We start from the raw sequence: 26,381 nt of genomic DNA, 5'->3' as shown, positions 1-26,381 counted from the left end.
TATTCATTTGGTTACGGTATTTTAACCTCTTTAACGTCGGTGTAATTATAGTAATTTAAACCATAGGATATCCTTGCGCCTACACGGATAAAGTAGCTCCGTTGCCCTGGCAGCGCACCGCCGAGGGTAGTTAAACTAATGGTGTTACCAACAGTTGCGTTTGCCGCAGCATCCTTAAGTGTTGGCGTATAACGGTTATCAAAGTTGTTATTACCAACATATTTATTTGAGTTAACAAACACGGCCACATCGGTTACGTTTTGCTGAAAATTAGGATCGGAAGTACCGCGGGTAACTTTAAAGGTAGTAGTAATGGTACCATCGGCATTTACAACCGGCTCACCAACCCAATCGATCCTTAAAAACGGATCAACCGAAAAGTTCACGGTGGTTACATCTTTAACGTCAACCGTCTGACTTTTATCAACAACAGTTTTACCGCTGCCATCAACCTGTACCAATGGCACAAAAGCCCCCTCGGCCGAGATCACATTTTTACCCGCAAACAGTTTGGTGTTTTGATAAGTACCATCCTGGTATGAAGATATATAAAAAGGTGTTGGGTTATCGCTCCAGCTTATCTCCAGCAATTTAATGCGGGTGCCTGAACCTTGTTCTGTTTGCAGGCTTTTACCGGTACCGGCATCAGTAACTGTTCCCTTCAGGGTAACATCCGGCGCGGCATAATTATCAGTTTTTTTGCATGAGCTGCCTGCGGCAACCAATACGCTTAATGCTATGCTATAAAATAGTTTTTTCATCTCTCAATTAATTAATAGCCTGGGTTTTGAACTAAATTCTGGCTTTTCTGGATCTCGCTCTGCGGAATCTGCTCATAGTACCAGCGTGTATCAAAGGTGTATCTTGAGTTACGCTCATCTAAACGGGCATCAAAAAAGTATTTATTATCATTGGCCGAAAAGAAAGGCATCAGCGTACGGTAAATGGTGCTGCTTTGCTCTTTATCGGCAACACGCCAGCGGCGCATATCCCAATATTGTTTATTCTCGAAACCGAGTTCTTTTTTGCGCTCTTTACGTACTACGTCGATAGTTAAATCGGCCGATCCTGTTAGCAGTGTAGCACCTGCACGTTCGCGGATAGCGTTGATCTGGGTAAAGGCATCCTGTAAATAATTTTTATCACCCTGGCCAAGCGAGTTCAACTCGGCAGCAGCTTCGGCACGGTTAAGCAATACTTCGGCATAACGCAGTTCGATCCAGGTTTGATCTGAACGATTTTCCAATACCAGTGATGTTGGCTTATCTGGTACGATATATTTACGGATAGCGAAACCTGAAACCGAGCAGGTACCATCGCCCGTAAAGTAACCACTTAACCCCGCAGGGTTCATAGTTGTGCCGTTAGGCAATTTATAAGGTGTTTGCGAAGCATTTGCCGACTCCACCATATTGGTAGTTGGGTAATGCGCTGTTGAACCGGCCGGCAAAAGCGGACTGATACCACCCGCGGTTGGTCCGGTATAAATACCTCTCCTAATTTCAATGCTTACACCTTTCAATACGTCACCTGGTAAAACTACAGTCGCCCTAAGCCTTGGTTCGGCATTGGCAAACAGGTCCATGGTATTGTCATACAGATCGTACTTGCCGCCTGTGGTAGTTTTAATGGTACCATCCGTATTTTTAGGGAACCCATCAAATAACTCCACATAGTTTAGGGTAGGATTTACTTCGGATGAATAACCGTTAGCACCCATTAACTGGCGTGGTACATTATAGGCATCATAACCATGTACCGATTCGGGGTAGTGGTATTGACGTACAAATATGTTTTCACCACTTGTGGCATCATAAAACAGGTTAACGTAGTTTTGATATTGTGCTTCTTTATCGCCCGCTGCCCAATTCTTTTTGTACAAGTCATACTTGCCCTCAAGCAGCACAGCAGCATCATAAGCAGCTTTTAAATAAGTAACCGCTTTGGTTGCAGGGATACCGCAAAGCCTGTTTCCGCCGCCATCAACCAATGTTACCTGGTTGTATTTGGCTACCGTACCGGCATAAAGCATCGCCCTCGATTTAAAACCCGCAGCTACATATTTATTAGCGCGGCCAACCTGGTTTGTTTCGGGAAGGTTTGCATAGGCATAATCAAAATCGGCGCTGATCAAGTCATAGATCTTTTCTTCGGATGTACGCGGAATTTTTAATTCTTCGATGCCTTGTTCCGGATAGTTCAATACCTTATCAACAAGCGGCACACCGCCATAACGTTTAACCAATGCAAAATAAGTGGCCGCACGGATGAAGCGGGCTTCGCCCAACCATTGGTTTACCTGCTCGGCAGTGTAATTGCTTGAATACTTACCAATATTTTCAGAAAAATAGTTGGCATCCCTAATGGTACGGTAGCAATCGCCCCAGGTTGATAAGCCTGTATTTTCCTGCATCGAACCGTTTTGGTCACGGCTTAAAGCCTCGCCTGTGGTAGCGCTTGTAGGGCTAATGATCCAGAACATGTTTAAACCACGTTCGGGCGAGTACCTGAAATCTTCGATAGGGAGTTCGCTGTACATGCGGGCCATATAGGCGGTAATACCGGCCGCACTTGAAAACACATCCTGATCGCTGATAATACTTGGCGGCAGGGTGTCGAGCTTTTTACATGCTGTGGTCCAGCAAAGTAAAAAAGCGAATATGGTATATGCGTATTTCTTCATGATTGATATGCCTTATTAAAATTTAACATTTAAGCCAAGTGAGAATATTTTATCCAACGGATATAAATAACCGTAGTTGGCCGATGGGTGCTCCGGATCGAGGTATTTCAAACCTGTAACAGTAAGAATGTTGTAGCCATTGGCAAAGATCCTGGCACCTTTAATACCTAATACTTTAGTAGCGCTTGCAGGAAGGGTGTAACCGATCTCGGCCGATTTTAACCTCACATAAGCCGCGCTGTGGATGTTTGAAAGCGAGTTAACATCCGCCGTTGTGCCGGTAAGGGCAAAAGTACCCGGTGTCCAGGCCGTGTTAGGATTGTAAGGATCGGCTTTAGGATCTGTTGGGTGGTACCTGTCCATAAACATAGCTAACGCGCTGCCGCCACCCCAAAGCGGGATGTTCAATTGCTCGATGTATGATACGTTGATACCAGCCGCACCCTGCAATACCGCGTTAACATCAAAACCTTTATAATTTATACCCAGCGTTAAACCAAAGGTTGTAGCAGGGGTGCTATAGTTGTTGTTACTTACGTTTTGAGATATCGGGTGTACGTCCTGGTCGTTAATTACACCATCGCCATTCCAATCCTGTAAAATATAATCGCCAACTACGGCATTACGCGATACATATTGCGAACTGTTCAGGATTTGTTGATAGTTTTGGTACTGGCCATTGGCACCATATCCCCAGAAAATGTTATTATAACGATTATCGTTATTGTTGTGCCAGTTAAGCTGCGAGTTACCATAAGCCGCATGAATTTTGCTGATCCATTTGCTGCGGGTATAACCAAAGGTACCTTTAACTACATAACCAACATTGCCAATATGGTTGCGGTGGTTCAGCTCGATATCAAAACCTTGTGTTTGATCGCTGTTGAGGTTTTCTTGTGGCAAACCGGCACCTACTACACCTGGTAAAGCCTCAAGCCTGGTATCGAGCAAACCGCTGCGATCGCGCCTGAAAACGTCTACCGTTACACCTAACAAACCATTCCAGGCTTGCAGATCAATACCTGCGTTATAGGTTTTTGCAACCAGCCAGAAAATATAAGGATTAGCGATACCGCGGCTTTGTGCGCCATTTACAAAAGTGCCGTCAAATACCGAACCTCCCGGAAGCCTGTTGTTATCGCCAGAAGCAGGATAGTTATAACCAGATAAATAATTGAAATTATCAAGGTTTGAGTCATCACCCAGTTTGGCATAGGATAACCTGATCTTCAAATCATCAACAAATGATAAAGCCGAGGTATTTTTCCAGAATTTTTCTTGCGAGATCCTCCAGCCTAATGACGCGCCCGGGAAAAAGCCCCATCTTTTTAATGGCGAGTTTTTAGAGTTGGCGTCATTTCTGAAGCTAAATTCGGCAAGGTATTTACCATTGTAATCATAATTTAACCTGCCAACATATGATTTAGAAACAAACTCAGATGGAAAGCCATTATCTATAGATGCTTTTTGGTTTAATGAGTTACCTGCGCCAAGCTGATCAACCGGTAACGACAGCTCCTTCATAGCGTTGAAGTTATCAGCCGATTGCGAACGCTCTTCGTACAGGAACAAGCCCGCAATGTTATGACCACCTTTTAACGTTTTGTTATAGTTGGCCGATAACTGCATTAAGCTGTTAGGTTTTTCATAAAACTGCCTGGTTAACGACCCCGGAGTTTGGTTGGCTATAGCAGCGTAGCTTTGTTTGTTTGCATCATAAGTGTACTGGTTGTATGAACGCTGGTACAATTTGTTGCTCGACATGTAGTAGTCATAGTTATACAAGCCTTTTAAGCTTAAACCAGGCACAAACGGCACGGTATAAGTTGCAGACATTGACGACTGGAACCATTTGTTGGCAATTTTTTTATAACCGCTGATATCCGCATTTGATAAAGCAACAGGGTTTGAACCATCAACCTCGCCATTATTTAAATAAGCAGGGTTATTGTTGGCATAAACCGACTGCGTAGGCACCTGGCGCCAGAACGAGCGGATGATCCACCAGGCATCATTGTAAAGCTGATTGGTTTGCTCAAGCGTTGCGGCCAGGTTCAGATCAACAGTAAGGTTTTTGGTAACCTTGCTGGTTACGTTTGAGCGTACGTTGTATTTTTTGTAGTTCAGATCGTCACTTTTAAAAAAGCCGCCCTGATCAGTCATACCTAAACTCAGGAAGTAATTGGTAGTTTCACTACCGCCAGAGGCGTTTAGGTTATGCTGTTGCTGCGGCGAGCTGTTGGCAAACACCTGCGAGTACCAATCGGTACTGGTGCGGGTGCCGTTTCTGTAAGCAGCAAAATCGGCATCGGTATATTTTACCTGGCCACCGTTAACGTTGTGCAACAATTGCTCGTTAACTAAGGTCATGTAATCAATAGCGCCAACGGGTTTAGGCATGTAAGCCGGCACCTGCCAACCATACGAACCTGAGTAATTCAGGTCCATAGCGCCTTTTTTACCTTTTTTGGTGGTTACCAATACCACACCATTAGCAGCGCGGATACCATAAACCGCAGCCGAAGCGTCTTTCAGTACCGAAACGCTTTCGATATCATTCGGATCCAACCTCGATATATTATCACGCGGCACACCGTCGATAATTACTAATGGGTTACCAAAGCCACGGATATCAAATGAGTTGCTGAACGAACCAGGCTCAGAAGTATTTTGAGTGATGCGGACACCGGCAATTTTACCCGAAAGCATGTTCAACGCGTTCTCGTTTTTAGTAGTTACGATCTCGCTGTTGGTAACCGAAGATACCGAACCGGTTACCGATGCCTTTTTCTGCGTACCGTAACCAACCACAACTACCTCATTAATGTTGGTTGCATTAGGTACTAATTTAACCGCGATAGTTTTTTGCGAACCTACAGCTACCTCCTGCTGTACATAGCCTAAAAAGCTAAACACTAAAGTTTGATTGGCATCGGCATTGATATTGAACTTACCATCCAGGCCGGTGGTAGTTCCGTTAGATGTGCCTTTAAGTTTAACGCTTACACCAGGCAGGGGCTGCCCGGTTTCATCGTTCACCACGCCGGTTATTTTGCTTTGTGCAAAGGCCGAAGTACACATGGCTAAAAACAGGAGCACAGCAATACAGCGCTGCAGCATCCCCGTAAATTTAACCCGATAATGGATGCGATGGCACCCACCATAATTGGTAAAAATTTCCTTCATAAAATTTGGTTAATGGGTTTATAACTCTTCGCCGACTGAAAAAAAGTACACCGGTTAAAGGGATGGTTAAGCCAGATAAGCCGCACCTGTTTTTCAATTGGCGCAGCAATGATAAACGGGGAGGTATTAAAATGGGGGTTAAAAAAGGGGTTAACCCGGCTAAAATTTCGTTAACCGGGCAATAATTAACCACTTTTTTAAGTGAATTGATAATCTGCCGTGGGTTTAGCGTAGCGTAACCCGTGGTTGTGCATGGCTTAAGTTTTTAATTTAAGTCCCTTTTTTAATTGCACTGGAGTCAGAGACTCCAATGGTTTTACACCACGGGTTACGCTACGCTAAACCCGCGGCAGCTATAAAACCCCCGGGAGCTATAAAAAAACAAAGGCCCGTTTTGCTTCACAAAACAGGCCTTCAACTATCGTTCCCCCTTCAGGGGATTAGAGGGCTAATAAACCCTGCAAAGCAATCCCTTCAAATACTCCCCTTCCGGAAACGAAGCCCGTACCGGGTGATCTTCCGGTTGGTGGAATTGGTATATGAATTGAACCTGCTTACCGGCATCTAAGGCTGCCCAGGCAATTACCTGTTTAAAGGTTTCCATATCCATTGCTCCCGAACATGAGTAAGTAGCTAATAGACCGCCCTCGTTAAGCAACAGCATGCCCAAACGGTTGAGATCTTTATAAGCCCTCGATGCACGGGTTAAGGCCGAGCGTGATGGCGCATATTTAGGTGGATCGAGTACGACGACATCAAACTTCTCGCCCTCATCCCTGAATTTGCGGAGTTGCGTATTCACGTCGGATTTGATTGCACTGTGTTTAGCGGCATCCAAATTATTCAGCCTCATGTTTTCGGCCAAGGTTTCGATAGCCAATGCCGAACTATCAACACTGGTTACTGATGCAGCACCTTCTTTTAGGCTATTCAAGGTAAAGCCGCCGGTATAGCAAAAACAATCGAGTACCTTTTTATCCTTAGTATGCAAGGCTAATACATGGCGGTTATCACGTTGATCGCAATAAAAACCTGACTTTTGACCTTCGGTGATGTTGATGCCGTAAACTACATTGTTTTCCAGCACTTCTACCAGTTCGGGCGGAGGGCTTCCTGCCAGTACTTTATTTTCAGCTTCGGCCAAACCTTCGTGCGCACGGGAGGCGTTATCGCTTTTATCCGAGATACTTTCGGGATTAAGGAGTTTCTGTAATTCATCAATAATAACAGGCATCACATTCTGAATACCTGATGTGAGCACCTGCACCGCTAAGTGACCGGCGTATTTATCTACGATTAACCCAGGCAGATAATCCGATTCACTGAAGATAAGCCTGCAGGTATTGGTACCATTGGCCAGGATATTAGCACGGCTTTTAATAGCTGTTGCAACTTTTTCTCTAAACCAGGCTTCATCAACTTGTACATCTTTATTCCACTCCAGCAAGCGCAGGGTAACGCGCGATTGATCGTTATAAAAACCATAGGCCATAAATTCGCCTTGCGCATTAAGCAATTGCACCACATCACCGTTAGCGGGTTTTCCTTTCACTTTTTCTATCGCGCCCGAAAATACCCAGGGGTGCCTTTGCAGCACGGCTTTTTCCTTGCCTTTTTTTAGTATAACATTGATCATGGGTGCAAAGGTAATAAAGCGCTGGTAATTTTGGGTTTGTGACGATGATCGGCTTGTGGCAGGAGGCACCTATGGAGCCAAAAAGCGTTTTTGTATTGCTACAAACATTATACTCCTACGGAGTTAACTTAGCGCGGATATTTTTAAACTCCGTAGGAGTACCATGTTTATAGCATCCGAGCGCAAGCTGTTTCAGGCTCCGTCAGGTACCTCATTATACTTCATGCTCCATTATCACTTCTATTTTTATCTATTTATACTCAGCTCTCTAAACCTTGAAAATATTTTTACGTCATACACAATAATATCAGCAATAAAACATTTGGTATCTTAGACTCCGCAAACTATAGATCATGAAAAAAAACTATGTGTTCCTGTTCAGCATGCTTATAGCGTGTTGTTGTTTCAGCACTAAATTGTACGCACAAATACCACGGATACCCGAAGCCAGTCCAACCCAAACCATTATCCAAAATTTCGGATTAGGAAAAATAAGCATCACCTACTCCCGCCCCAATGTTAAAGACCGTAAAATATTTGGCGGAATTATCCCATACGGCGAAGTATGGCGCACAGGGGCAAACTCAGCAACCACCATCACCTTTAGCGAAAACGTAGTTATTGAAGGTAACGCTGTACCTGCAGGTACTTACTCGCTGTTCAGCATCCCTAATAAAAACGAGTGGACCATCATCCTCAATAAAACCGTAAAACAATGGGGGGCTTACAGCTATAAACAAGACCAGGATTTTCTTCGTTTTACCATAAAACCTGTTCATGTTAGTGAAAAGCGCGAAAGTTTTACCATGGCCTTTGTTAATACAACCGTAAAAGCAACCGACCTGGTATTGGTATGGGATAAAACCGCGGCTTATATTCACATGGAAAATCAAGACGACGCCAAAATAACCGCCAATATAGACGAGTTAATGAAAGGCGACCGTAAACCATACTACCTGAACGCGATACTATACTACTACGAAAACAACAAAGACATAGAAACAGCCCTCAACTGGACGTATGAAGCAGAAAAAGTTGAACCTAAGGGTCCATGGTATAAACTTTGGGAATCGCGCTTGTTGCTACGTAAAGGCGATAAAGCAGGATCGATAGCAGCTGCCGAAGCGGGTATTGCTTTAGCCAAAGCCACTAATGATGAAGAATACATACGCTTGAACCAGGAAGCGCTGGATCATGCGAAGGAGTAATTACATCAAAAAATTAAAATGTAAAAATCCCGGTTCCAAAAGAATCGGGATTTTTTATTGGATGATAGTAAATATGTTATTTTTAAAATCCAATTCACGCCGACAAGTAAAATTTCATAAATTAGACTAATCAGTGATGTTAAAAACTAATTCCGGCAAATGTTCAAAACAATTAAAGCCTACCAATTAGATTGGCCTCCAATAACCTCAGAGGGATATAGCGAGCAAAACAACGAAGCCGTACTGGTATTTAATTGCGATATCACCACTGATGCCAAAGCTGATAATGTAATACATTATGTTATCGGTCGTGTTGCATGGGCTTGCCAAAATTTACCTTTAAATACCAAAATCAAAATGCGTTTTGATATAAGAGGGCAACAAATTACCGGTATTAAAGCCGATGTATTTAAGGAAAAGTTATTAGTCTTGACCATTAACTTAAAGGTATCAAACCCTATTTTAATTGATTTAGTAAAATAACATGGCCTTAATTAACCTGATCGCGAAAAGTAAAAAGGAAATAAACTGGGGTCATTTTTTCGGCCAATATTCAGCCTTAAACCATCTTTATATCGAGGTATTCCCTATCCCGAAGGAATTAGGATTTAATGCCGACTGCGTTGGCATAAGTGTACCAAAAGGATATAACAACCGAAAAGCGGTAATATCCGAACTTGAACAAATTGTTGAATTTGGTATCACGGAACCCTATTCTTTAACTTTTACAGAGCTGTATGATGGCGTAGAGATTTCTCAGACTAATGCGTCGGCGTTTTTTGACAAGTTCTTGCCTGTATAAATATTAATCAAAGCGGCAATAACGATTACCAAAAGTGCTCCAATAGCATTCAACCACAAATAAGCTATCACATCAAAATAGCCTAAAGCGCAAACAATAGCCTCAGTAATAATAGCCGCTATAAAAACAGCCGTACCACTTATTTTTTTGAGATAGAAGGCCACGATAAATACGCCTAATATAGTTCCGTAAATGTATGACCCTAATTGGTTAACAGCTTCGAGCAGATTCCCTATCCTACTGGCATAAAGCGCCATACCAATACAAACAACACCCCAAAATACTGTTGCCAATCGCGAGGCATTCAAATAATTCTGATCAGAAGCGCCGGGGTTAAGGATCCGTTTATAAATATCAACTACACTGGTTGAAGCCAATGAATTTAAAGCACTTGCCGTCGACCCCATCGATGCTAAAAATATAATAGCGATCAGCAAACCGATCAACCCTTTAGGCAAATATTGGGTAACAAAACTCAGAAACACATAATTGGTATCATTATCATCAGCCTTCGGATTATTCTTTTTCATCAGCTCAATTGCATTTTGCCTGATGATGCGGGCCTGGATATCGGCAACTTTTAATTGATCCTGAGCATGATTAACCCGATCCTGATTTTTACTGTCGATAGCTTTCACCAGTTCGTTGGCTTTGATCTTTTTTTCTTCAAACGCCTGGGTATATTGTTGATCGAGGTAATTGTATTGAGTGGCGTAGCTGCTGTTTTTAATTTGCTTAACCTCGTACTGGTTAAAAAACATAGGCGGCCGGTTAAACTGGTAAAACGCGAACACCAGTACCCCTATCAGCAAAATCAAAAACTGCATCAGGATCTTGATGAGGCCGTTCATGATCAATCCTAACCGGCTTTGCCCTACCGAGCTTCCGGTTAAATAACGCCCAACCTGGCTTTGATCGGTACCAAAGTATGAGAGCTGCAAAAAGAAACCGCCAATTAAACCACTCCAAATGGTATAGCGGTTATTAGGATCAAACTTCCAATCAATCACATTCATGCGCCCCATTTTACCGGCCATTTTTAGCGAACTCATGAAACTCACATTGTTCGGCAGCAGATAAACTACCAACGCGCCCGCTAAAAACATCCCCAGAAAAATGATACTCATCTGCATGAGTTGTGTATAGGATACCGCTTTGCTGCCGCCATAAACGGTATAAATAACCACCATACCGCCAATAAACAATGTGGTATAAGTGGTATCAATATTCAAGATAGTTGACAGGATGATGGATGGTGCATAAATGGTGATCCCGGTTGATAAACCCCTCTGCACCAAAAACAGGAACGAAGTGAGCGCTCGGGTTTTCAGATCAAAACGCTGCTCTAAAAACTCATAAGCGGTATAAACTTTAAGCTTATGAAAAATAGGCACAAAGGTGATGCAGAGTACTATCATGGCCAGCGGCAGCCCGAAGTAAAACTGCACAAAGCGCATTCCATCTGAATATGCCTGACCGGGAGCCGAAAGAAAAGTAATTGCGCTGGCCTGCGTAGCCATAACCGAAAGGCCCACATGGTACCAGGGTAATGAACGGCTGCCAACCAAAAACTGGTCGATATTTTTATTGCTGCCGCTTTTCCAGATCCCGTAGGCAACAATAGAAAGAATGGTAAGGGCGAGTACGATCCAGTCGGTTAAACTCATTCAAAAAACTTAGTAATGAGCCAGAATATTAAAACTAAAAAAACCAGCCATGCAGCAACAATGCCGTAAAACTGGTTCCAATTCTTTATAAACGAAGGAAGGTCAGGATCAGGCCTCTTCATTACGGCCACGAACTAACACGGCGATAAATCCAGCAGCGGTCAATAAACCTAAAATACCACCTACAAAAATCCAGGTGAAGCCCACATTCAAAATAAAACCTATAAAAAGGCCGGTGAATAAGCCTACCAGGTAGTATATGTAATCTAAGTTGTCTTTTTCTTCTTTATGGTGTCCCATGATGTTATGTATATGATTGCAGCAAAAATAGGTGATTAATTGAATTTTACCAAAGTTTGTTTTGTAAAAGGATTGTGTGGTAAATCTCGCACATTTCCACCATCGTCATTGCGAGGTACGAAGCAATCCCAAACTGTACAGGGCGGCCCTACTAATCGGGGATTGCTTCGTACCTCGCAATGACGATAATTATTAAAAGCCACTACTTTGGCCTACTCAACAAGTTAATAAACAACCTGTAAGCCCCCGGCACACCCGCAGGCAGCTCCCTAAAAAACGCCAATGAAGTATAAACAAACCTCCCCTTACCATAATCACCAACTATCAACGATCCATTTAAAGGCTCTTCACCTTTATCATTCATCTGGAAAATAGTTTTGTATTGCGGATCGATATTGCTTACAAAATACAAGCCCCGCTCCTGGATCCAGCCGCTAAAATCATCGTTGGTTATTTTATTAGGATAATTCAATACCGGGTTTTGCTGATCTAAAATGGTTACTGTCGCGTTTTCATCCGTTACCCTTCTGTTTACTACCGTGAAAGGATACGGGCCAATTTGTTTTACAACAATACCGTTATTATTATTGTACTGCACTACCAGGTTGCCACCATTTTTAACATACTCCAATAATTTTGGTTGCTCGTAAACAAGGCGTTCACTTACGTTATAGGCACGTACGCCGGTTACAATGGCATCATAAACAGATAGGTCGCCGTTCATTACATCGTTTTCACTTAGCATGTGTACATCGTAGCCAACCTGGCGCAGGGCTTCGGGCATCTGGTCGCCGGCACCGGCTATATAGCCTATTTTTTTGCCGGTTGTTTTTAGGTCGAGGTACACCAGTTTGGTTTGCGCGGGTGGGAATAAGGTGATAGCCGGCACATGATCATACCTGATGCGGCGCAGACCTAACGAAAATGGTTTACCATTAGCGTTGACTACTGCTTCCAATTCGGCTGTTTTAGGCTTGGCATCGGTTGGCGTAATAGTAAACGCTACCGACCATTCATCGTTTTTATCCTTATCTGTGAAATCAATTTTATCCGGGCTGATTTTCCATCCGCTTATTGGCTTAAGGCTGATGCTTCCACTTGTTTTAGTAAAGCTTTTTAGATTAACCAACACGGTTTGCGGCTGCTGCGCGTTGAAAATATAGTCTTTGCCTTCAATGTTAGCGGTTACCGGAGGCGTAATCTCTATCGGCTGATAAACTTCTCCCCTAACAGGATCAACAAATTTGTATATCAACCTCCTGTCGATATTTACAGGTTTGCCTTCGATGATAAACTGGAAGGTAACTTTTGGCAGATCGGGATTTTCGGGGTTGCCGGCAAGTGTATTATCCGGCAGGGTGTAAATGCCTATCGGGTGTGGCTGCGCCAGCCAGTAAGGCTGTGTTAAGCGAGATGCTGTGATGCCGGCATCAAAAGATTGCAGTTCGTTTTCTGGTAGCACTTTGCTATCCAATGCAACCGTATTATCCTCGCTGGTAATACTGTTGATCTTTACCCGGTTACTAAACCTATTGATAGCCTGCGCACGGATATTGATCTTATCACCCAAAGCATAAGTAGGTTCTGTCGCATAGGCCTCAAACCATAAACCGCTGCATGCGGCTATAAAATTGCTCAGGTCTTTTACCTTTTGTTCGCGCCAGTAGGTATCCGATATCTTCTCCACTTTACTCAGCATCTGGATCAATGCGGGAACAGATTTTTCAGGATTTTCGGCGTTGAAGCTTTTAGCGATAACGCCTAAGGTAGCCTCAACGGCATCGCCATCTTTAACGCGTTTCCAGGTGGTGTTAACGCCATCCATCAAATCGTTTTGCGGGGCATCGCCCAAAATAGTTTTGAAATACTCATATGATTCACCGCGCTGCTTAGCCGAACCAAAACCCTGCGATTTATGGTTGCTGCGGCTTTCGGCAGCTATTTCACCATAACCTTTGCCAAGTGCATTATTATAAACACCAACGTTTATTTTAAACTGATCGGCCGCAGTAGTGTTGATACTGCCAAAACTGAAAGTATTCCATAACAGGCGTTTGGCTTGCCATGGTTTTACATATTTTAATTGCTCGGGATAGCGTGATGGATTGGCAGCTGCGGCAAAAGCTTCCTGCGCTAATATGGCCGATGAAGTATGATGCCCATGACCACCCTCACCGGTAGTAGGGAAACGGCAAATGATCACATCGGGCCTAAACTTGCGGATCACCCAAACCACATCGCCCAGCACCTTTTCTTTATCCCATATCTTTAACGTCTCTTCCGGCCCTTTCGAAAAACCGAAATCATTAGCGCGGGTAAAAAACTGCTCAGCACCATCAACACGGCGGGCTGCTAACAGCTCCTGCGTGCGGATCAAACCCAAAAGCTCACTTTGCTCATTGCCTATCAGATTTTGGCCGCCATCGCCGCGGGTAAGCGACAGGTAACCTGTACGGTAATGTTTTTCCTGCGCCAGGTAGGCCAGCAAACGGGTGTTCTCATCATCGGGGTGGGCGGCTACATATAGCACGCTGCCCAGCACATTAAGCTTTTTAAAATTTTGCTGAATGGTGCCTAGATCTGTTGGCGGATTGGTTTGGGCTTTTGAAAAAACAGCTATTGATAAAAGTAATGCAATGAGGTAGATACGCTTCATGCCAACAAATATATTGAAAGATAGATATTTCGCATTTCCTGTATCAACAATATAACAATTGGATTACCGGCCCGGTCAATATGTTAACATTTGTTGAATTTATTATTAAATGTTTCAACAGACAGTTTGATTTTTTACCAAAATTTCAATGCACCTCAAACAAATTTGTCATTCAGTGGTAATCTTAATCAACTGATTAACTTTTTCTGCTTCAATCCGATACGCTTAATCAATCGTTTGATTAATTTTGTGCCGTTAAAACAATGGAAAAAGATAAAATAGATAAAAAAGAGCATATCCTCGATGTAGCCGAAAAGGTGTTCGCGGATCTGGGTTATGACGGCGCCTCTACCCGTACCATATCGGGCGAAGCCGGTGTAAACATGGCCATGCTTAATTATTACTTCGGCTCTAAGGAAGGGCTTTTCCTGGCAGTTTTTGAACGTAAGATCAATTCATTCCGCACCCTGCTGCAAAACATCGGCAACGATGATACAATGTCGGCCTGGGATAAGCTGGATAAATGTATTGACAATTATGTTGAACGTATTATAGCTAACAACTGCTTCCAAAAGCTTATTAACAGGGAAGTATCTATGAGTAAACGCGGCGATCTTACCGATAAGATCATCGAAATACTGATGGTAAACGTATATGAAGTAAAAAGGATCATGGAAGAAGGCGTAACCAGCGGATTGTTTCACAGCGATGCTGATATCCCCCTGGTAATTGCCACTCTTTTTGGCACCAAAAATTATATTGTTAACATGCCGCAGGTATCATCATTAGTACTGGGACATGATATTCGTGATGAAAAGTTCATGGAGGAAGAACTCAAACCACGGGTTAAAAAATATATGAAAAAACTATTAAAAGCATACTTAGTTAAAGAACATGACAACTCCAAATAACAAAACCAACCACCTTAAGCTATTTAAGCAGGTGTTGCGGCCCGTTTTACGTGGCAGCATCGCCCTCATAGTATTAAGCCTGCCTTTTGCCGCTGCAGCTCAAGACAGGACCATCACGCTGGATGAGGCCATTAAATTGGGTCTTGAAAACAGCAAAACCTTAAAGCTATCCAACTCGAAAGTTGAACAGGCTATCTCACAATACGATCAGGCTAAAGATCAGGCCCTGCCAACAGGTAAAGTAAGCTACGGTTATAACCGTGCACAGATCCCTGCCAACAGGCTGGCCCTTGGCGAAGAAAGCTTTAACCTGCCATCGCATGCTGATGCATACCTTGGTATCCTGACATTAAACCAAACCATATTTGGCGGTAACAAACTGAAGTACGCACGTCAATCAACCGACTTGCTTACCCAGGTTGCCCGTTTAGATGTGGATAACAATAAAGATGAAGTAGTTTACGATATCATTAACTCGTACTATAACCTTTATAAGGTACTGCAAAGCAAAAAGGTAGTAGCGCAAAACTTAACCACAGTAGATGGCCAGATAAAACAGGCTCAACGCTTTTTCGATCAGGGTTTGGTAACCAAAAACGATGTATTACGTTTCCAGTTGCAGCGTTCAAACATCGAAGTTAATGGTGTAGATCTGGAAACTAACCGCCGTATCATTAACTACAACCTTAACGTATTGTTAGGCTTGCCAGAAGGTACACAGTTAGCTATCGACCAGATCACCGAAGCCGACAGGCAAGTTGCCCCTTTAACCGCTTACCTGGATAGCGCTATGGCTGCCCGCCCCGAGTTTAAACAATTCGCTTTGCGCAGCCGCGTTGCCACACTCAATACCAAAAGCATTAAAGCTAACGAGCTGCCTACCGTAGGTGCATCAGTTGGTGCTTACTATGTTGACGTGAGCGCTAACCCTATCCCTAAAAGCGGTAGTTTTATTACACCGATCTCGGTAGGCTTAACTGCATCATGGAACTTTAGCTCAATGTGGACCAACAAAAACAAGGTTAAAGAAGCTAAACTGGAAGAGCAACAGGTTGAGATCAATAAAAACATCACTACCGATAGGGTAAAAGATGAGGTAAACCAAAGCTACCAAAGCTATACCCAGGCGTTAGAAAAAGTTAAACTTTTACAAACAGCTATCGATCAGGCAGGTGAAAACAACAAGATCCTCGAATCGAAATACAAAAGCAATATCGCCTCAGCTACAGACCGTGCCGATGCCGAAACCTTGCTTTATCAAGCTCAGATCAACTTAGAATTGGCTAAGGCCGATGCTGGTTTGGCTTACTATACTCTATTAAAATCAACAGGAAAAATCAACAAATAATAATACCCAAAACCTTTAAATAAAATGGCAAAGGAACAAGAAACACCGGAACAACCGAAAAAGAAAAGCAAAGTAATCCCCATCATATTAGGCGTTGTACTTATTGGCGGCATCATTTTCGGTATCAAAGAATACATCTATTTCAGCAAACACATTGATACTGATGACGCCCAAATTGATGGCGATATCAGCCCTGTAGTTGCACGTGTTGGCGGATACGTTGACTCGATCTACTTTGAAGAGAACACCCACGTAAACGCTGGCGCTCCATTGGTTAAAATTGACGACCACGATTACAAGATCCGTGTTGAGCAGGCACAAGCAGCTCAAGTTGGTGCAAGTGCGGGTATCGGCGTAAATCAATCACAAATTTTTGCTAACCAGGCAAGTTCTGCGGGTGCTAAAGCACAAGTTGCATCAAACCTGGCCCGTTTAGATAAAACTCAAAAAGATTACGACCGTTATGCCAACCTGGTAAAAGATGGTTCAGTAACCCAACAACAATTTGACCAGGCCAAAGCCGACTTAGATGTTGCTAAAGCTAACTACAAAGCATCACAAGATCAGTACAAAGCCGCTGTTGAGCAAATTGGTACTACCCGCAGCCAGTTACAGGTTACACACACAGGTGTATCACAAAAACAAGTTGACATTGATTATGCTAAACTTCAGTTAAGCTACACCACTGTTAAATCGCCTGCAAGTGGTATCGCATCTAAAAAGAATGTACAGTTAGGTCAGCTGGTTCAGGCTGGTCAAACTTTGTTTTCAATTGTTAATGATAACAGCATTTACATTACTGCCAACTACAAAGAAACCCAGCTTACCGATATCAAAAACGGTTTAAAGGTTGAAGTTGAAGTTGATGCTTACCCGGATATGAAACTGGAAGGTTCGGTTTACAATTTCTCGCCTGCTACAGGTGCTAAATTCTCACTGTTACCTCCGGATAATGCTACCGGTAACTTTGTAAAAGTGGTACAACGTGTGCCTGTTAAAATTAAAATCACAGGCAGCAAAGAAGATCTTGCAAAATTACGCCCAGGTATGAGCGTAAATGTATCTGTAATTAAAGAATAATATTATGGCTGAAACTGGCTTTAAAAAGTGGATCATCACCATTACGGTGATCACAGCCTCGTTACTGGAGCTGATTGATACCACTATCGTTAACGTGGCCTTACCGCACATACAAGGTAACCTTGGCGCAACCCTCGAGGATGTGGCCTGGGTGGTTACCGGGTACGCGGTGGCTAACGTGATCATATTGCCCATGTCGGGCTGGCTGGGCGGCCGTTTTGGGCGTAAAAACTATTTCCTTACTTCCATCATCGTATTTACGATAGTATCGTTTTTGTGCGGTAACGCCCATACGATGGATGAGCTGGTACTGTTCAGGATCATACAAGGTATAGCCGGCGGTGGTTTGATCTCTACCGCGCAGGCTATCCTACTGGAAACCTGGCCACGCGAACAAATTGGTACAGCTACCGCCCTGTTTGGTTTAGGCGCGGTAGTAGGCCCAACTGTAGGTCCTACCATTGGTGGCTGGATAGTTGAAAACTTTTCATGGCCGTGGATCTTTTACGTAAACATCCCGGTAGGAGCGCTGGCGGCATTTTGTACCTACACGTTTGTGCGGGAAACCCCCAAGGATGCCAAAGGTAAACCGGTGGACTGGTGGGGTATTATCCTACTGGCCATTGCCGTAGGTAGCTTACAAACCGTATTGGAAAAAGGTGAAAGTGAAGACTGGTTTGCTAAACCATACATTCTGATATTAACCATTTCGGCAGTATTAGGTACCATATTATTTATATGGAGAGAGATGAGTACCGAACACCCGATCGTTAACTTCGGCATCCTACGACATCGAAGTTTCGCGGTGGGTATGTTCACCTCCTTTATACTTGGTTTTGGTTTGTACGGATCGGTATTCGTATTCCCGGTATTTTGTCAAAACCTGTTAGGCTTTAATGCCCAGCAAACGGGCGAGCTGTTATTCCCCGGTGGTTTGTGTACCATTGTGATGATGCCTTTTATTGGTAAGATGCTTAACAAAGGGATTCCGGCACAATTTATGGCTACAGCAGGCATGTTCCTTTTCTATGTGTTTACACACATGCTCAGCAACTCAACTTTGGCAACCGGCGAGAAAGATGTATTAGTACCGCTGTTGATCCGTGGTGTGGGTATGGCTTTATTGTTTGTTCCGCTTACCACTTTGGCCATGGCCGATTTGAAGGGGCCGGAATTAGGTCAGGGCTCGGGCTTGAACAACATGATGCGCCAATTGGGAGGTTCGTTTGGTATCGCTACGCTTACCACGCTAATCCACATACGCCAGGGCGTGCACCGCAGCAACCTGTTAAGCAATATCAACCCGTATAATACACCGTTTAATGATAGGCTACACATGCTTACTCAAGGTTTTATGGCGAGGGGCAAATCACTGCTTGATGCTACTCATATGGCTTACCAGGCTATTGAGGGTACCGTTACCCGCCAAAGCATGTTGCTTACTTATGATGATGCTTACTGGATCTCTGGATTGGTGATGCTGTTTTCGATCCCGCTGCTTTACCTGCAGCCGTTCAAGAAACTGAAGGCAGTTGCCGATTCGCACTAAAATGATAAAAGCCGTTCCACTATTACCGGAACGGCTTTCCCCAAAAAAAATTAACAATTAAAATTTAAGTAACTCCCTCCGGAGAAACAATAGTTTATCGTTTGTAGCCGGAGTTTGTTTAATCTTAAGGTATAAATTTACTGGAATTAAATTAATAAACGCAAATTTAATTCGGCAATAAAATACTATTTATGAAAAAGGCATGAAATTCAATCGTTTCATGCCTTTTTTATTGTCAAAATAAGCTAAACTTATTAAAATACAAGTTTACCGGTAGCAGTTACTAATGATGCGATACGCACGGCATCAAAAATACGCTCTTCGGTGGTGCCTAATTTAATCAATGAATCTTCGTGGGCGTTCACGCACATTTCACAACCATTAATTGCAGATACCGCAAGGCTGGCCAGTTCAAAAAACTCCTTACCGGTAACAGGTTTCATCATCAGCTGCATACGGATACGCGCCGGGATCTGGGTGTATTTCTCTTTTTGAGTAAAATGCCTGAAACGGTAAAAAATGTTGTTTGACGCCAACAAAGAAGCACAGCCAACAGCTTCGCCAATTTCGGCATCGGTAGCCTCGCTATCTTTAGCATATTTGGTAAAGAAGTTGGTAAGCGGTACGTTATTATTGTTTGCAGCGGTAGCCAAACCTAACAGGGCGCATTCTTTATTAGTTAAATGGGCGGAGGTAAGGGTGCTGGTAAAATTCAGCTTCAGATCACGCAGGTAGCGTGATTCGCCGGTTTCCAACAATGTAAGACTGGCGGTGCGGTAATTTTTATCTAATCCGATACTTTCAAGTATCTCCTGGATTACTTCGGTGCTTTCGTTCATGTTTTTCTGGATTGTTTTTTCTGTAGAGACGCATCACATGCGTCTCCGGCGTGCAAATCAATATTGCTAAGCGAAGATGCTTGTCTTGGGGTAGACGCATGTGATGCGTCTCTACACCAAAACAACTTCTGCTCCAAGCCTTTAACCGTTGATTCTCTGCTTAAAAAAGGGTGTAAAAAATCCCCGCACCGAAATACAGTACGGGGACGTTTATCTGTTGTATAATTATACAGTTAAAGTTTCCTGACCTTTTTCCCAGTTGCAAGGGCAAAGCTCGTCAGTTTGTAAACCGTCAAGTACACGTAATACTTCTTTTACGTTACGGCCAACGCTCAGGTCGTTAACAGATACCCAACGAATGATACCTTGTGGGTCAACGATGAAAGTAGCGCGGTAAGCGATTTTTTCGGTAGGCTCTAAAATGCCCAGGTCTTCAGCTAATGATTTTGAAGTATCGGCAAGCATAGGGAATTTCAAATCGCGCAGATCGTCGTGATCTCTTCTCCATGCAGCGTGAACAAATTCAGAATCGGTAGAAGCACCGATCAGGCGGGTTTCACGGTCGCGGAACTCGCCAAAGTTTTTGTTGAACTCAGCAATTTCGGTAGGGCAAACAAAAGTAAAGTCTTTTGGCCACCAGAACATTACAGTCCAAACGTTATCTTCGTTGGTAAGGTACTCAGAAGTAAGGGTTTCAAACTCTTTACCTTTTTCAAGGCTTACTACCGCTGTTTTAGAAAATTGGGGGAATTTTTGTCCTATCGTTAACATATTTTGATATTTCTTTTAATGTTGATGCAAATATAAAAATTTAAAGCCGCCTCCCGAATACTTATATTCTATCATGTATAGATTTTAGCTATATCAAATACCGATAAAATAATTATTGATTATATAATTTACACCAACTGATTTATAGCACTTTACGTATAATTTTATCAATTTAAAAGCGTTATATTGCTTATATGAAAACCAAAGCCATCACAAGGATCATCCTGCCTGCTATTGTTATAGCCCTGTGCGGTTTCGTGCTCATTCGCCGCCAAAGCAAAGAGAACCTCGAAAAAGCAGAAATACACAAGTTTTTAACCGATGTAAACAAAGCCTTGACCAAGGCAGATAGCTCAAAACTGCAAACGTACCTTACCAATAAAAACAATAGAAATGAAGTTGGCTACCTGGTTGGCCTTTTAAAAGGAGAGTACAGGGAAACTTATACAGATGTTATCCCTCAACTTAAACTTCATGTCTCGGTAGATACAGCCCATATTGATATACAACTGACAGATTCCGGAACTGTTGTAGCCATACCGGTAACTCTCAGGTCGAATTATACAAAACCCGCAACTTCAAAGTTCATTTTGCACCTCGAAGAAACGCCTAAAAGCAGCCATAAAATAAAAGAGATAGAAACATCATTACTGGCTGATGATTACATAGCCTACGAAGACAAAGCCTATATAGCACTTGAGGTAGCTAATGGCAAATATCAACCTATTACAAAAAAGGCCTTTACTAACGCCACTACACTAAAAGCCAGGTATGATAGTGTTATATGGTTTAGCCATGTAAAAGGCAAAACTTATTATTATACTGTAAAGGGTAAGTGGGACATCAAAACTGCGTTTGACACCCAAAACAACCTGGTAAAAAAATATAAAATGGGTTTAGTAGGGCCCGATTTAAAAGAAGCAATACCTGTCAGCTTCGATATGATCAGAAGTATTAACGGCACTTTTCCGGGACTGGTTGAGGTAGAAAAAGATCAAAAACACGGCTTTTATGATTTGAATGGGAAACTTGTTGTACCGGTTCAATACGATCAGATTTTTCCTGTTACGGACAAAAATAACAAAGCGGCTTTAAGAATGGGCCGTGATTTTTACTGGTTGAAAAATGATTACACCATTTCTGCAAAAACAGATTTAACTATGTCCCAGGTATTTGCTATGCTTACGCCAATTACTACGCTAACAAATCAGGCCAACCCAACCGGCAATATCACCGAATTTAATTCAGATTTTGAAGATGCCGACATTTATATCCCTCCATCTCATCTTATAGATCTGGATCTTGCGTATGGTTTCACCACCTTCAAAAACCCATTGCGTAAAGAGATGCCAGTGCGCTTTTCCCGCTACAATCCTAATTCAGGCCGCACTTCAGTTATTAAGCAAACGGCAAGTAGCCCGCCAACAAACAAAGGCAATTGGATTAAAAGCATCCTTTACTCCATTACCGAGCATTTTGTTGGAGGCCGCTTTGAGTTTTATAAGAGTAATGACCTGGTACTAATAGATGAAAAACGCAACCAAGCCTATGGGCAATCGCTCCGGTCTGATTATTCGTATAGCGAAGCGGGGGCAAACTTTCCATATTACTGTAATGATCATAGCGCTCGGGCTATAAATGATTCGTTGGTTGAAGTAAAAGCCTCAGCCTCAACCACCATTTCACTGTACAACAAAGACTATCTCACCGAGATCTCCGAGATGCCGATGTATCACTATTTTGTGCTTAAAAACAACAAAATGGCTGAGTTACAATCCAACCGCCTGTTTTCTTTTACCCAATACGTAAAACTGGATGACAGCTACCTTAATGGCTGCTACTCATATTTTGACCAGATAGGCCAGCGAGGTAAAAGCAGACGGGAAACACACCTTTCTAACGATGGGTTACTTTATATGAAGAACGAAATTTATGCCAGTTATGGCTATAAGTTTAGGGACGAGACATGGAATAAAATATTTTACAGCATGCCTTCGCCTGTGATGCCACTCGATATTAAACGTCGTGACAATATTGATAATTTGCTCACGGCTACAGATAAGTACAACATTCAATGGATAGATAAAAAACTAAACAATGCTGACCCGAAAATGATGTTAGCAAGCAAATAGCCCGATAATACAATTCAAAACCTGCACTTTGATCAAACCGTTTTCTGTAAAAAAAAATGCGTTAACCTGCTTACATATGAAAACTAAAGCCATCACACATTTTGCCCTGCCCGCCATAGTTATAGCACTTTGCGGTTTTGTACTTGCAGGGACTAAACACAAAACAACTGCAAAAACACATAAGCCACTTACTGAAGATACCAGTAAAAAGTATTTTCCTATCACCCTAAAGGCTTTTGCTAATGCAGCGATCTTAAAAGCACGCTATGATAGCATACCATGGTTTAGTCACGTACAGGGTAAAACCTATTTTTATGTGGTAAAGGGCGAATGGAATATGTACCCGGTCCTCCAGAGAGGCAACGAGGTGCTGCAAAATTGCAAAATGGGGCTTGTGGGGCCTGATCTTAAAGAGATCATACCCGTTAGCTTTGATCTCATCCGGGATATAGGTGGCACATTTCCGGGATTGATTGAGGTGGAGAAAGATCATAAACGCGGCTTTTATAATCTGTCCGGGAAACCGGTAATACCTGTTGAATACGACCAGGTTTTCCCCATAGATAGCAATAAATATAAAGCCGTTTTAAGAAAAGGGCATGATCTTTATTGGCTCAAAAACAATTACACTATTTCGGGCAAAACCAATTTAAATATAACACAGGTATTTGGCATGCTTAAGATCTCGCTACCCCTTACAGAAAAGGATGCAGCGGGCAATATCATTGAATTTAATTCACAAAAAGAAAGCCAAAGCATCTATCTGCCTCCATCACATTTAACAGATCTTGATCTGTTAACCCCCTCTATGTTTTATAAAAAACCGTTTCGCAAAAATCCATATCCTGCTTTCAAACAAACAGATAATTTAAAAAAAGAAAACATTACCGAACCCACAAATAAAAACAGCAACAACTGGTTCAAAAGCATACTTTACTCCATCACAGAGCACTTCATTTTTGGGCGTACTCAATTTTATACCACTAAAAAACTGGTATTGGTTGATGCGAAGCGCAACCAAGTGTATGGTAAAGACATTTTTGTAGATTACTCTCAACCTAGTGGTTTGCAACTGAGCCGACCATATCTTTGTAATGAATATAGCGCCCGGGCAATTAACGATTCATTAATCGAAGTAAAAGCCTCGGTGCTTACCAGTATTGACCTTTATAACGATGATAAGCTTAGCGCTATGCCCGGTTATCATTATTTCGCTCTCAAAAACAATAAAATGACCGAGCTACAATCTAACAGAATATTCTCTTTTACCCAATACTCAAAAATGGACGATAGGTACCTGCGCGGCTGTTACACTTATACTTTACACACTGATAGTGTTAACCGTGAAAGCCAACAGGCTAATCAACTTTCAAAAGAGGCCTTGCTTTATGCCAAAAACGAGATATATGCAAGCTATCACTATAAATTCACCGATAAAAGATGGAATGATATATTTCAGGAAAATCAGTTTTTTAAATCATTAAACCCTGGCACACAAAGCCGCGACAATGTAGATAATTTGCTCACCGCCATTGATAAATATAATATTGAGTGGATTGATCAAAAGTTAAAAACGATGTCCCGGCAATCACTCACGGCCAGCAAACAGCCTTCCGCAAAAACCAATAAGGGCCTCTGATCCTTACTTGCTATTTAAAAAAATGCTTTAACTTGGTGGCATGAAAACTAAACCTATCATTATCGCGACGGTAGCTATCGTGATCTTAGCTATTGGTGCGTACTTTATTTTCTTCCGTGGCAAAAGCGTTTCATCGGCCAAGGAAAGCGAGATAACACTGTTTCTGAAAAGTTTTAACAAGCAAATTAAAAAAGGCAACCGCGATTCGTTACTTGCCTATTTTGCAGGCCAGCAAAACAGCGAACCGGTAAACCGCTTAGTTACCGCGCTACTGAACAAAGCCGATAAAGATAACCCCGAAGCAGCTTTTAACCTTGAACTTGATATTGATAAAAGCGGCATTACCTTCACCAACCCTAAACTGGCTGTGGCTGTAATTCCGGTAACTTTTAGTGGCGACCACCTGGATAGTAAACTCACATCATTAAACATCACCATACAAAAAGACGACGACGGTAAGTATAAGATATATCAAATTGATGGCATTGACTTCATGAAAGATTATTTGGCCTACCAAAGCAGTGCATTGCAAAAAAACTATACCGATAAAGATATCTACAGCCCTATAACCTTAAAGTCCTTTGCCGATGCTTCAAACCTGTACGCTAAATATGATAGCGTAATATGGTTTAGCCATATTAAAAATCAAACGTATTTTTATGTAGTAAAAGGTAAATGGGACCTTTATGAAGCTTTGGAACGGGAAAAAGACACTACAAAAACCTATAAAATGGGCTTGGTTGGGCCTGATTATAAAGAAGTGGTCCCGGCCGAGTATGATGTTATTCATAACATAAGCGGCACATTCCCTAACCTTGTTGAAGTAGAAAAAGAACACAAAAAAGGCTTTTATGATTTAACAGGAAAAACGGTGGTCCCGGTTGAGTATGACCAGGTATTCCCGATTAACGACCCAGAAAACCTTGCCGCCCTACGCAAAGGCGATGATTATTTCTGGTTAAAAAACGATTATACCATATCCGAAAAAGCAGATATCAACATAGGTGATCTGTTTTCGAAGCTTAAACAACCGGCTTCGTTTACTTTAACCAATAGCCCGGCGGGCGACATTACCGAGTTTAACTCGCGCGATGAGCATGGAAGTATTTATTTGGCCCCATCCTACCTGGTTGAGCTAAACCTGATGCCTCAAATAAAAGAGTTTAAAAACCCCTTGCGCAACCATGTGAACTTTGAAGAATCGAGCACACAATATATAGTGAAAGCAAGGTCACTCCCTGTAAACACCACCGCAGCCGCAGAAGAAAACTGGCTGCAAAGCGCGTTTTATTCGGTGCGCGATTATTTTATAAGCGGGCGTTCAGAGTTTTATGATACCCGGAAACTAGTTTTGATAGATAAAAAACACAATAAATTTTACACACAATCCGTATCTATCGATAACAGCCGTGAAGGCGAGTATGAAGGACTTTCGGGGCCGTGTAACGAATATGGTTTCCGCACACTTACCGATTCATTATTTGAGTTGAAAGTAAGTTCGGTTAGTGCGCTTGATCTTTACAATAACAAAGAAACGTTACAGGAAATGCCGATGTACCACTATTTCACTTTAAAAGATGATAAGCTTACCGAGATGGTTACCGGCAGGGCATTCGCGTTTACCAAGTATCTAAAAATGGATGATAGTTATTTACAGGGATGCTACACTTATCTTGTTGACCCTGGTTCGTATCCATGGAAGCAAAAACAATCATACCAGCTTACCCCGCAGGTGTTGCAGTATATGAAAAATGAGATCTACGCCGATTATAGCTATAAATTTAAAGATAAAAGGTGGAACGATATTTTTTACGATTCGTATGGCGAAGGTAAAACCGGCAAAAATGAAAGTGTACAGGATTCGCTGACCGAAATTGACAAATACAATATTCAGTGGATCGATCAAAAGCTAAAAAGCAAGCCGGTGATCAAAAAGAACACGCTGGCCCTGAACAACTAATTGCTATTAAAACC

At 42.4% G+C, this 26,381-nt stretch carries 19 protein-coding genes; 10 read left to right on the top strand and 9 right to left on the bottom strand.

What is annotated here, in order from left to right; translation table 11 throughout:
- Window positions 1-11: 11 nt before the first annotated feature.
- The 4 genes from AAFN85_RS02445 to AAFN85_RS02430 form a co-directional block, all read right to left on the bottom strand.
- Window positions 12-761: a DUF3823 domain-containing protein gene (locus tag AAFN85_RS02445; protein ID WP_347525366.1), complete on the bottom strand. Its 750-nt coding sequence runs from the start codon at window positions 759-761 to the stop codon at window positions 12-14.
- A gap of 11 nt (window positions 762-772) precedes the next feature.
- On the bottom strand, window positions 773-2,683 hold the full coding sequence (locus AAFN85_RS02440) for a RagB/SusD family nutrient uptake outer membrane protein (RefSeq protein WP_347525365.1): 1,911 nt from the start codon (window positions 2,681-2,683) through the stop codon (window positions 773-775).
- Window positions 2,684-2,698: 15 nt separating this feature from the next.
- The gene (locus tag AAFN85_RS02435; protein ID WP_347525364.1) at window positions 2,699-5,869 is read right to left on the bottom strand and encodes a TonB-dependent receptor; all 3,171 of its coding nucleotides are present in this window, start codon (window positions 5,867-5,869) and stop codon (window positions 2,699-2,701) included.
- A gap of 448 nt (window positions 5,870-6,317) precedes the next feature.
- Window positions 6,318-7,505 carry a class I SAM-dependent rRNA methyltransferase gene (locus tag AAFN85_RS02430; protein WP_347525363.1) on the bottom strand — a complete coding sequence of 396 codons (1,188 nt, stop codon included), beginning with the start codon at window positions 7,503-7,505 and terminating at the stop codon, window positions 6,318-6,320.
- Window positions 7,506-7,858: 353 nt separating this feature from the next.
- Between AAFN85_RS02430 and AAFN85_RS02425 the strand changes: the two genes are divergently transcribed.
- The 3 genes from AAFN85_RS02425 to AAFN85_RS02415 all read left to right on the top strand — a co-directional run bounded on the left by AAFN85_RS02425 (window position 7,859) and on the right by AAFN85_RS02415 (window position 9,515).
- Entirely contained in the window at window positions 7,859-8,713 is an 855-nt protein-coding gene (locus AAFN85_RS02425) for a DUF2911 domain-containing protein (RefSeq protein WP_347525362.1), read from the top strand.
- A gap of 159 nt (window positions 8,714-8,872) precedes the next feature.
- Window positions 8,873-9,196 (top strand): hypothetical protein, encoded by a 324-nt coding sequence (locus AAFN85_RS02420; protein WP_347525361.1) that lies wholly within the window; start codon window positions 8,873-8,875, stop codon window positions 9,194-9,196.
- A 1-nt stretch (window position 9,197) separates the two neighbouring features.
- Window positions 9,198-9,515: a hypothetical protein gene (locus tag AAFN85_RS02415; RefSeq protein WP_347525360.1), complete on the top strand. Its 318-nt coding sequence runs from the start codon at window positions 9,198-9,200 to the stop codon at window positions 9,513-9,515.
- Here the strand turns inward: AAFN85_RS02415 and AAFN85_RS02410 are convergent.
- The 3 genes from AAFN85_RS02410 to AAFN85_RS02400 form a co-directional block, all read right to left on the bottom strand.
- Window positions 9,470-11,182, bottom strand: coding sequence for a sodium:solute symporter (locus AAFN85_RS02410; protein ID WP_347525359.1), 1,713 nt, complete (start codon window positions 11,180-11,182; stop codon window positions 9,470-9,472). The genes AAFN85_RS02415 and AAFN85_RS02410 overlap by 46 nt on opposite strands.
- A 108-nt stretch (window positions 11,183-11,290) precedes the next feature.
- On the bottom strand, window positions 11,291-11,482 hold the full coding sequence (locus AAFN85_RS02405; RefSeq protein ID WP_347525358.1) for a hypothetical protein: 192 nt from the start codon (window positions 11,480-11,482) through the stop codon (window positions 11,291-11,293).
- Between the two features lie 202 nt (window positions 11,483-11,684).
- Window positions 11,685-14,138: a PIG-L family deacetylase gene (locus AAFN85_RS02400; RefSeq protein ID WP_347525357.1), complete on the bottom strand. Its 2,454-nt coding sequence runs from the start codon at window positions 14,136-14,138 to the stop codon at window positions 11,685-11,687.
- A 263-nt stretch (window positions 14,139-14,401) separates the two neighbouring features.
- Here AAFN85_RS02400 and AAFN85_RS02395 point away from each other — a divergent pair, with 263 nt between their 5' ends.
- The 4 genes from AAFN85_RS02395 to AAFN85_RS02380 are packed head-to-tail and all read left to right on the top strand — an operon-like array spanning window position 14,402 to window position 19,026.
- Window positions 14,402-15,049 (top strand): TetR/AcrR family transcriptional regulator, encoded by a 648-nt coding sequence (locus AAFN85_RS02395; protein ID WP_347525356.1) that lies wholly within the window; start codon window positions 14,402-14,404, stop codon window positions 15,047-15,049.
- Window positions 15,033-16,397: a TolC family protein gene (locus tag AAFN85_RS02390; RefSeq protein ID WP_347525355.1), complete on the top strand. Its 1,365-nt coding sequence runs from the start codon at window positions 15,033-15,035 to the stop codon at window positions 16,395-16,397. Before AAFN85_RS02395 ends, AAFN85_RS02390 begins: the two co-directional genes overlap by 17 nt.
- A 24-nt stretch (window positions 16,398-16,421) precedes the next feature.
- Window positions 16,422-17,477, top strand: a complete 1,056-nt coding sequence (locus tag AAFN85_RS02385) for an HlyD family secretion protein (RefSeq protein ID WP_347525354.1) — start codon at window positions 16,422-16,424, stop codon at window positions 17,475-17,477.
- Window positions 17,478-17,481: 4 nt separating this feature from the next.
- The gene (locus AAFN85_RS02380) at window positions 17,482-19,026 is read left to right on the top strand and encodes a DHA2 family efflux MFS transporter permease subunit (protein ID WP_347525353.1); all 1,545 of its coding nucleotides are present in this window, start codon (window positions 17,482-17,484) and stop codon (window positions 19,024-19,026) included.
- Window positions 19,027-19,280: 254 nt separating this feature from the next.
- On the opposite strand, the gene AAFN85_RS02375 is transcribed toward AAFN85_RS02380, so the two are convergent.
- Both AAFN85_RS02375 and AAFN85_RS02370 read right to left on the bottom strand, forming a co-directional pair.
- Window positions 19,281-19,865, bottom strand: a complete 585-nt coding sequence (locus AAFN85_RS02375) for a carboxymuconolactone decarboxylase family protein (protein ID WP_347525352.1) — start codon at window positions 19,863-19,865, stop codon at window positions 19,281-19,283.
- A gap of 225 nt (window positions 19,866-20,090) precedes the next feature.
- Entirely contained in the window at window positions 20,091-20,636 is a 546-nt protein-coding gene (locus tag AAFN85_RS02370; RefSeq protein ID WP_347525351.1) for a peroxiredoxin, read from the bottom strand.
- Between the two features lie 194 nt (window positions 20,637-20,830).
- Between AAFN85_RS02370 and AAFN85_RS02365 the strand changes: the two genes are divergently transcribed.
- From AAFN85_RS02365 to AAFN85_RS02355, 3 genes are all read left to right on the top strand, one after another.
- Window positions 20,831-22,768 (top strand): WG repeat-containing protein, encoded by a 1,938-nt coding sequence (locus AAFN85_RS02365; protein ID WP_347525350.1) that lies wholly within the window; start codon window positions 20,831-20,833, stop codon window positions 22,766-22,768.
- Window positions 22,769-22,844: 76 nt separating this feature from the next.
- Window positions 22,845-24,407, top strand: a complete 1,563-nt coding sequence (locus tag AAFN85_RS02360) for a YARHG domain-containing protein (RefSeq protein WP_347525349.1) — start codon at window positions 22,845-22,847, stop codon at window positions 24,405-24,407.
- 40 nt (window positions 24,408-24,447) lie between these two features.
- Window positions 24,448-26,367, top strand: coding sequence for a WG repeat-containing protein (locus tag AAFN85_RS02355; RefSeq protein ID WP_347525348.1), 1,920 nt, complete (start codon window positions 24,448-24,450; stop codon window positions 26,365-26,367).
- The last annotated feature ends 14 nt before the right edge of the window (window positions 26,368-26,381 follow it).

Origin of the sequence: Mucilaginibacter sp. CAU 1740 (assembly GCF_039839285.1) — a bacterium.
Lineage (GTDB): Bacteria > Bacteroidota > Bacteroidia > Sphingobacteriales > Sphingobacteriaceae > Mucilaginibacter.
Note: the sequence above shows the minus strand (reverse complement) of the source record. Positions and strands in the feature narration are given on the sequence as shown.

Bases quoted from the DNA above. Each gene is read 5' to 3' on its own strand.
- AAFN85_RS02445 (WP_347525366.1), bottom strand. From the start codon at position 761: ATGAAAAAACTATTTTATAGCATAGCATTAAGCGTATTGGTTGCCGCA.
- AAFN85_RS02440 (WP_347525365.1), bottom strand. From the start codon at position 2,683: ATGAAGAAATACGCATATACCATATTCGCTTTTTTACTTTGCTGGACC.
- AAFN85_RS02435 (WP_347525364.1), bottom strand. From the start codon at position 5,869: ATGAAGGAAATTTTTACCAATTATGGTGGGTGCCATCGCATCCATTAT.
- AAFN85_RS02430 (WP_347525363.1), bottom strand. From the start codon at position 7,505: ATGATCAATGTTATACTAAAAAAAGGCAAGGAAAAAGCCGTGCTGCAA.
- AAFN85_RS02425 (WP_347525362.1), top strand. From the start codon at position 7,859: ATGAAAAAAAACTATGTGTTCCTGTTCAGCATGCTTATAGCGTGTTGT.
- AAFN85_RS02420 (WP_347525361.1), top strand. From the start codon at position 8,873: ATGTTCAAAACAATTAAAGCCTACCAATTAGATTGGCCTCCAATAACC.
- AAFN85_RS02415 (WP_347525360.1), top strand. From the start codon at position 9,198: ATGGCCTTAATTAACCTGATCGCGAAAAGTAAAAAGGAAATAAACTGG.
- AAFN85_RS02410 (WP_347525359.1), bottom strand. From the start codon at position 11,182: ATGAGTTTAACCGACTGGATCGTACTCGCCCTTACCATTCTTTCTATT.
- AAFN85_RS02405 (WP_347525358.1), bottom strand. From the start codon at position 11,482: ATGGGACACCATAAAGAAGAAAAAGACAACTTAGATTACATATACTAC.
- AAFN85_RS02400 (WP_347525357.1), bottom strand. From the start codon at position 14,138: ATGAAGCGTATCTACCTCATTGCATTACTTTTATCAATAGCTGTTTTT.
- AAFN85_RS02395 (WP_347525356.1), top strand. From the start codon at position 14,402: ATGGAAAAAGATAAAATAGATAAAAAAGAGCATATCCTCGATGTAGCC.
- AAFN85_RS02390 (WP_347525355.1), top strand. From the start codon at position 15,033: ATGACAACTCCAAATAACAAAACCAACCACCTTAAGCTATTTAAGCAG.
- AAFN85_RS02385 (WP_347525354.1), top strand. From the start codon at position 16,422: ATGGCAAAGGAACAAGAAACACCGGAACAACCGAAAAAGAAAAGCAAA.
- AAFN85_RS02380 (WP_347525353.1), top strand. From the start codon at position 17,482: ATGGCTGAAACTGGCTTTAAAAAGTGGATCATCACCATTACGGTGATC.
- AAFN85_RS02375 (WP_347525352.1), bottom strand. From the start codon at position 19,865: ATGAACGAAAGCACCGAAGTAATCCAGGAGATACTTGAAAGTATCGGA.
- AAFN85_RS02370 (WP_347525351.1), bottom strand. From the start codon at position 20,636: ATGTTAACGATAGGACAAAAATTCCCCCAATTTTCTAAAACAGCGGTA.
- AAFN85_RS02365 (WP_347525350.1), top strand. From the start codon at position 20,831: ATGAAAACCAAAGCCATCACAAGGATCATCCTGCCTGCTATTGTTATA.
- AAFN85_RS02360 (WP_347525349.1), top strand. From the start codon at position 22,845: ATGAAAACTAAAGCCATCACACATTTTGCCCTGCCCGCCATAGTTATA.
- AAFN85_RS02355 (WP_347525348.1), top strand. From the start codon at position 24,448: ATGAAAACTAAACCTATCATTATCGCGACGGTAGCTATCGTGATCTTA.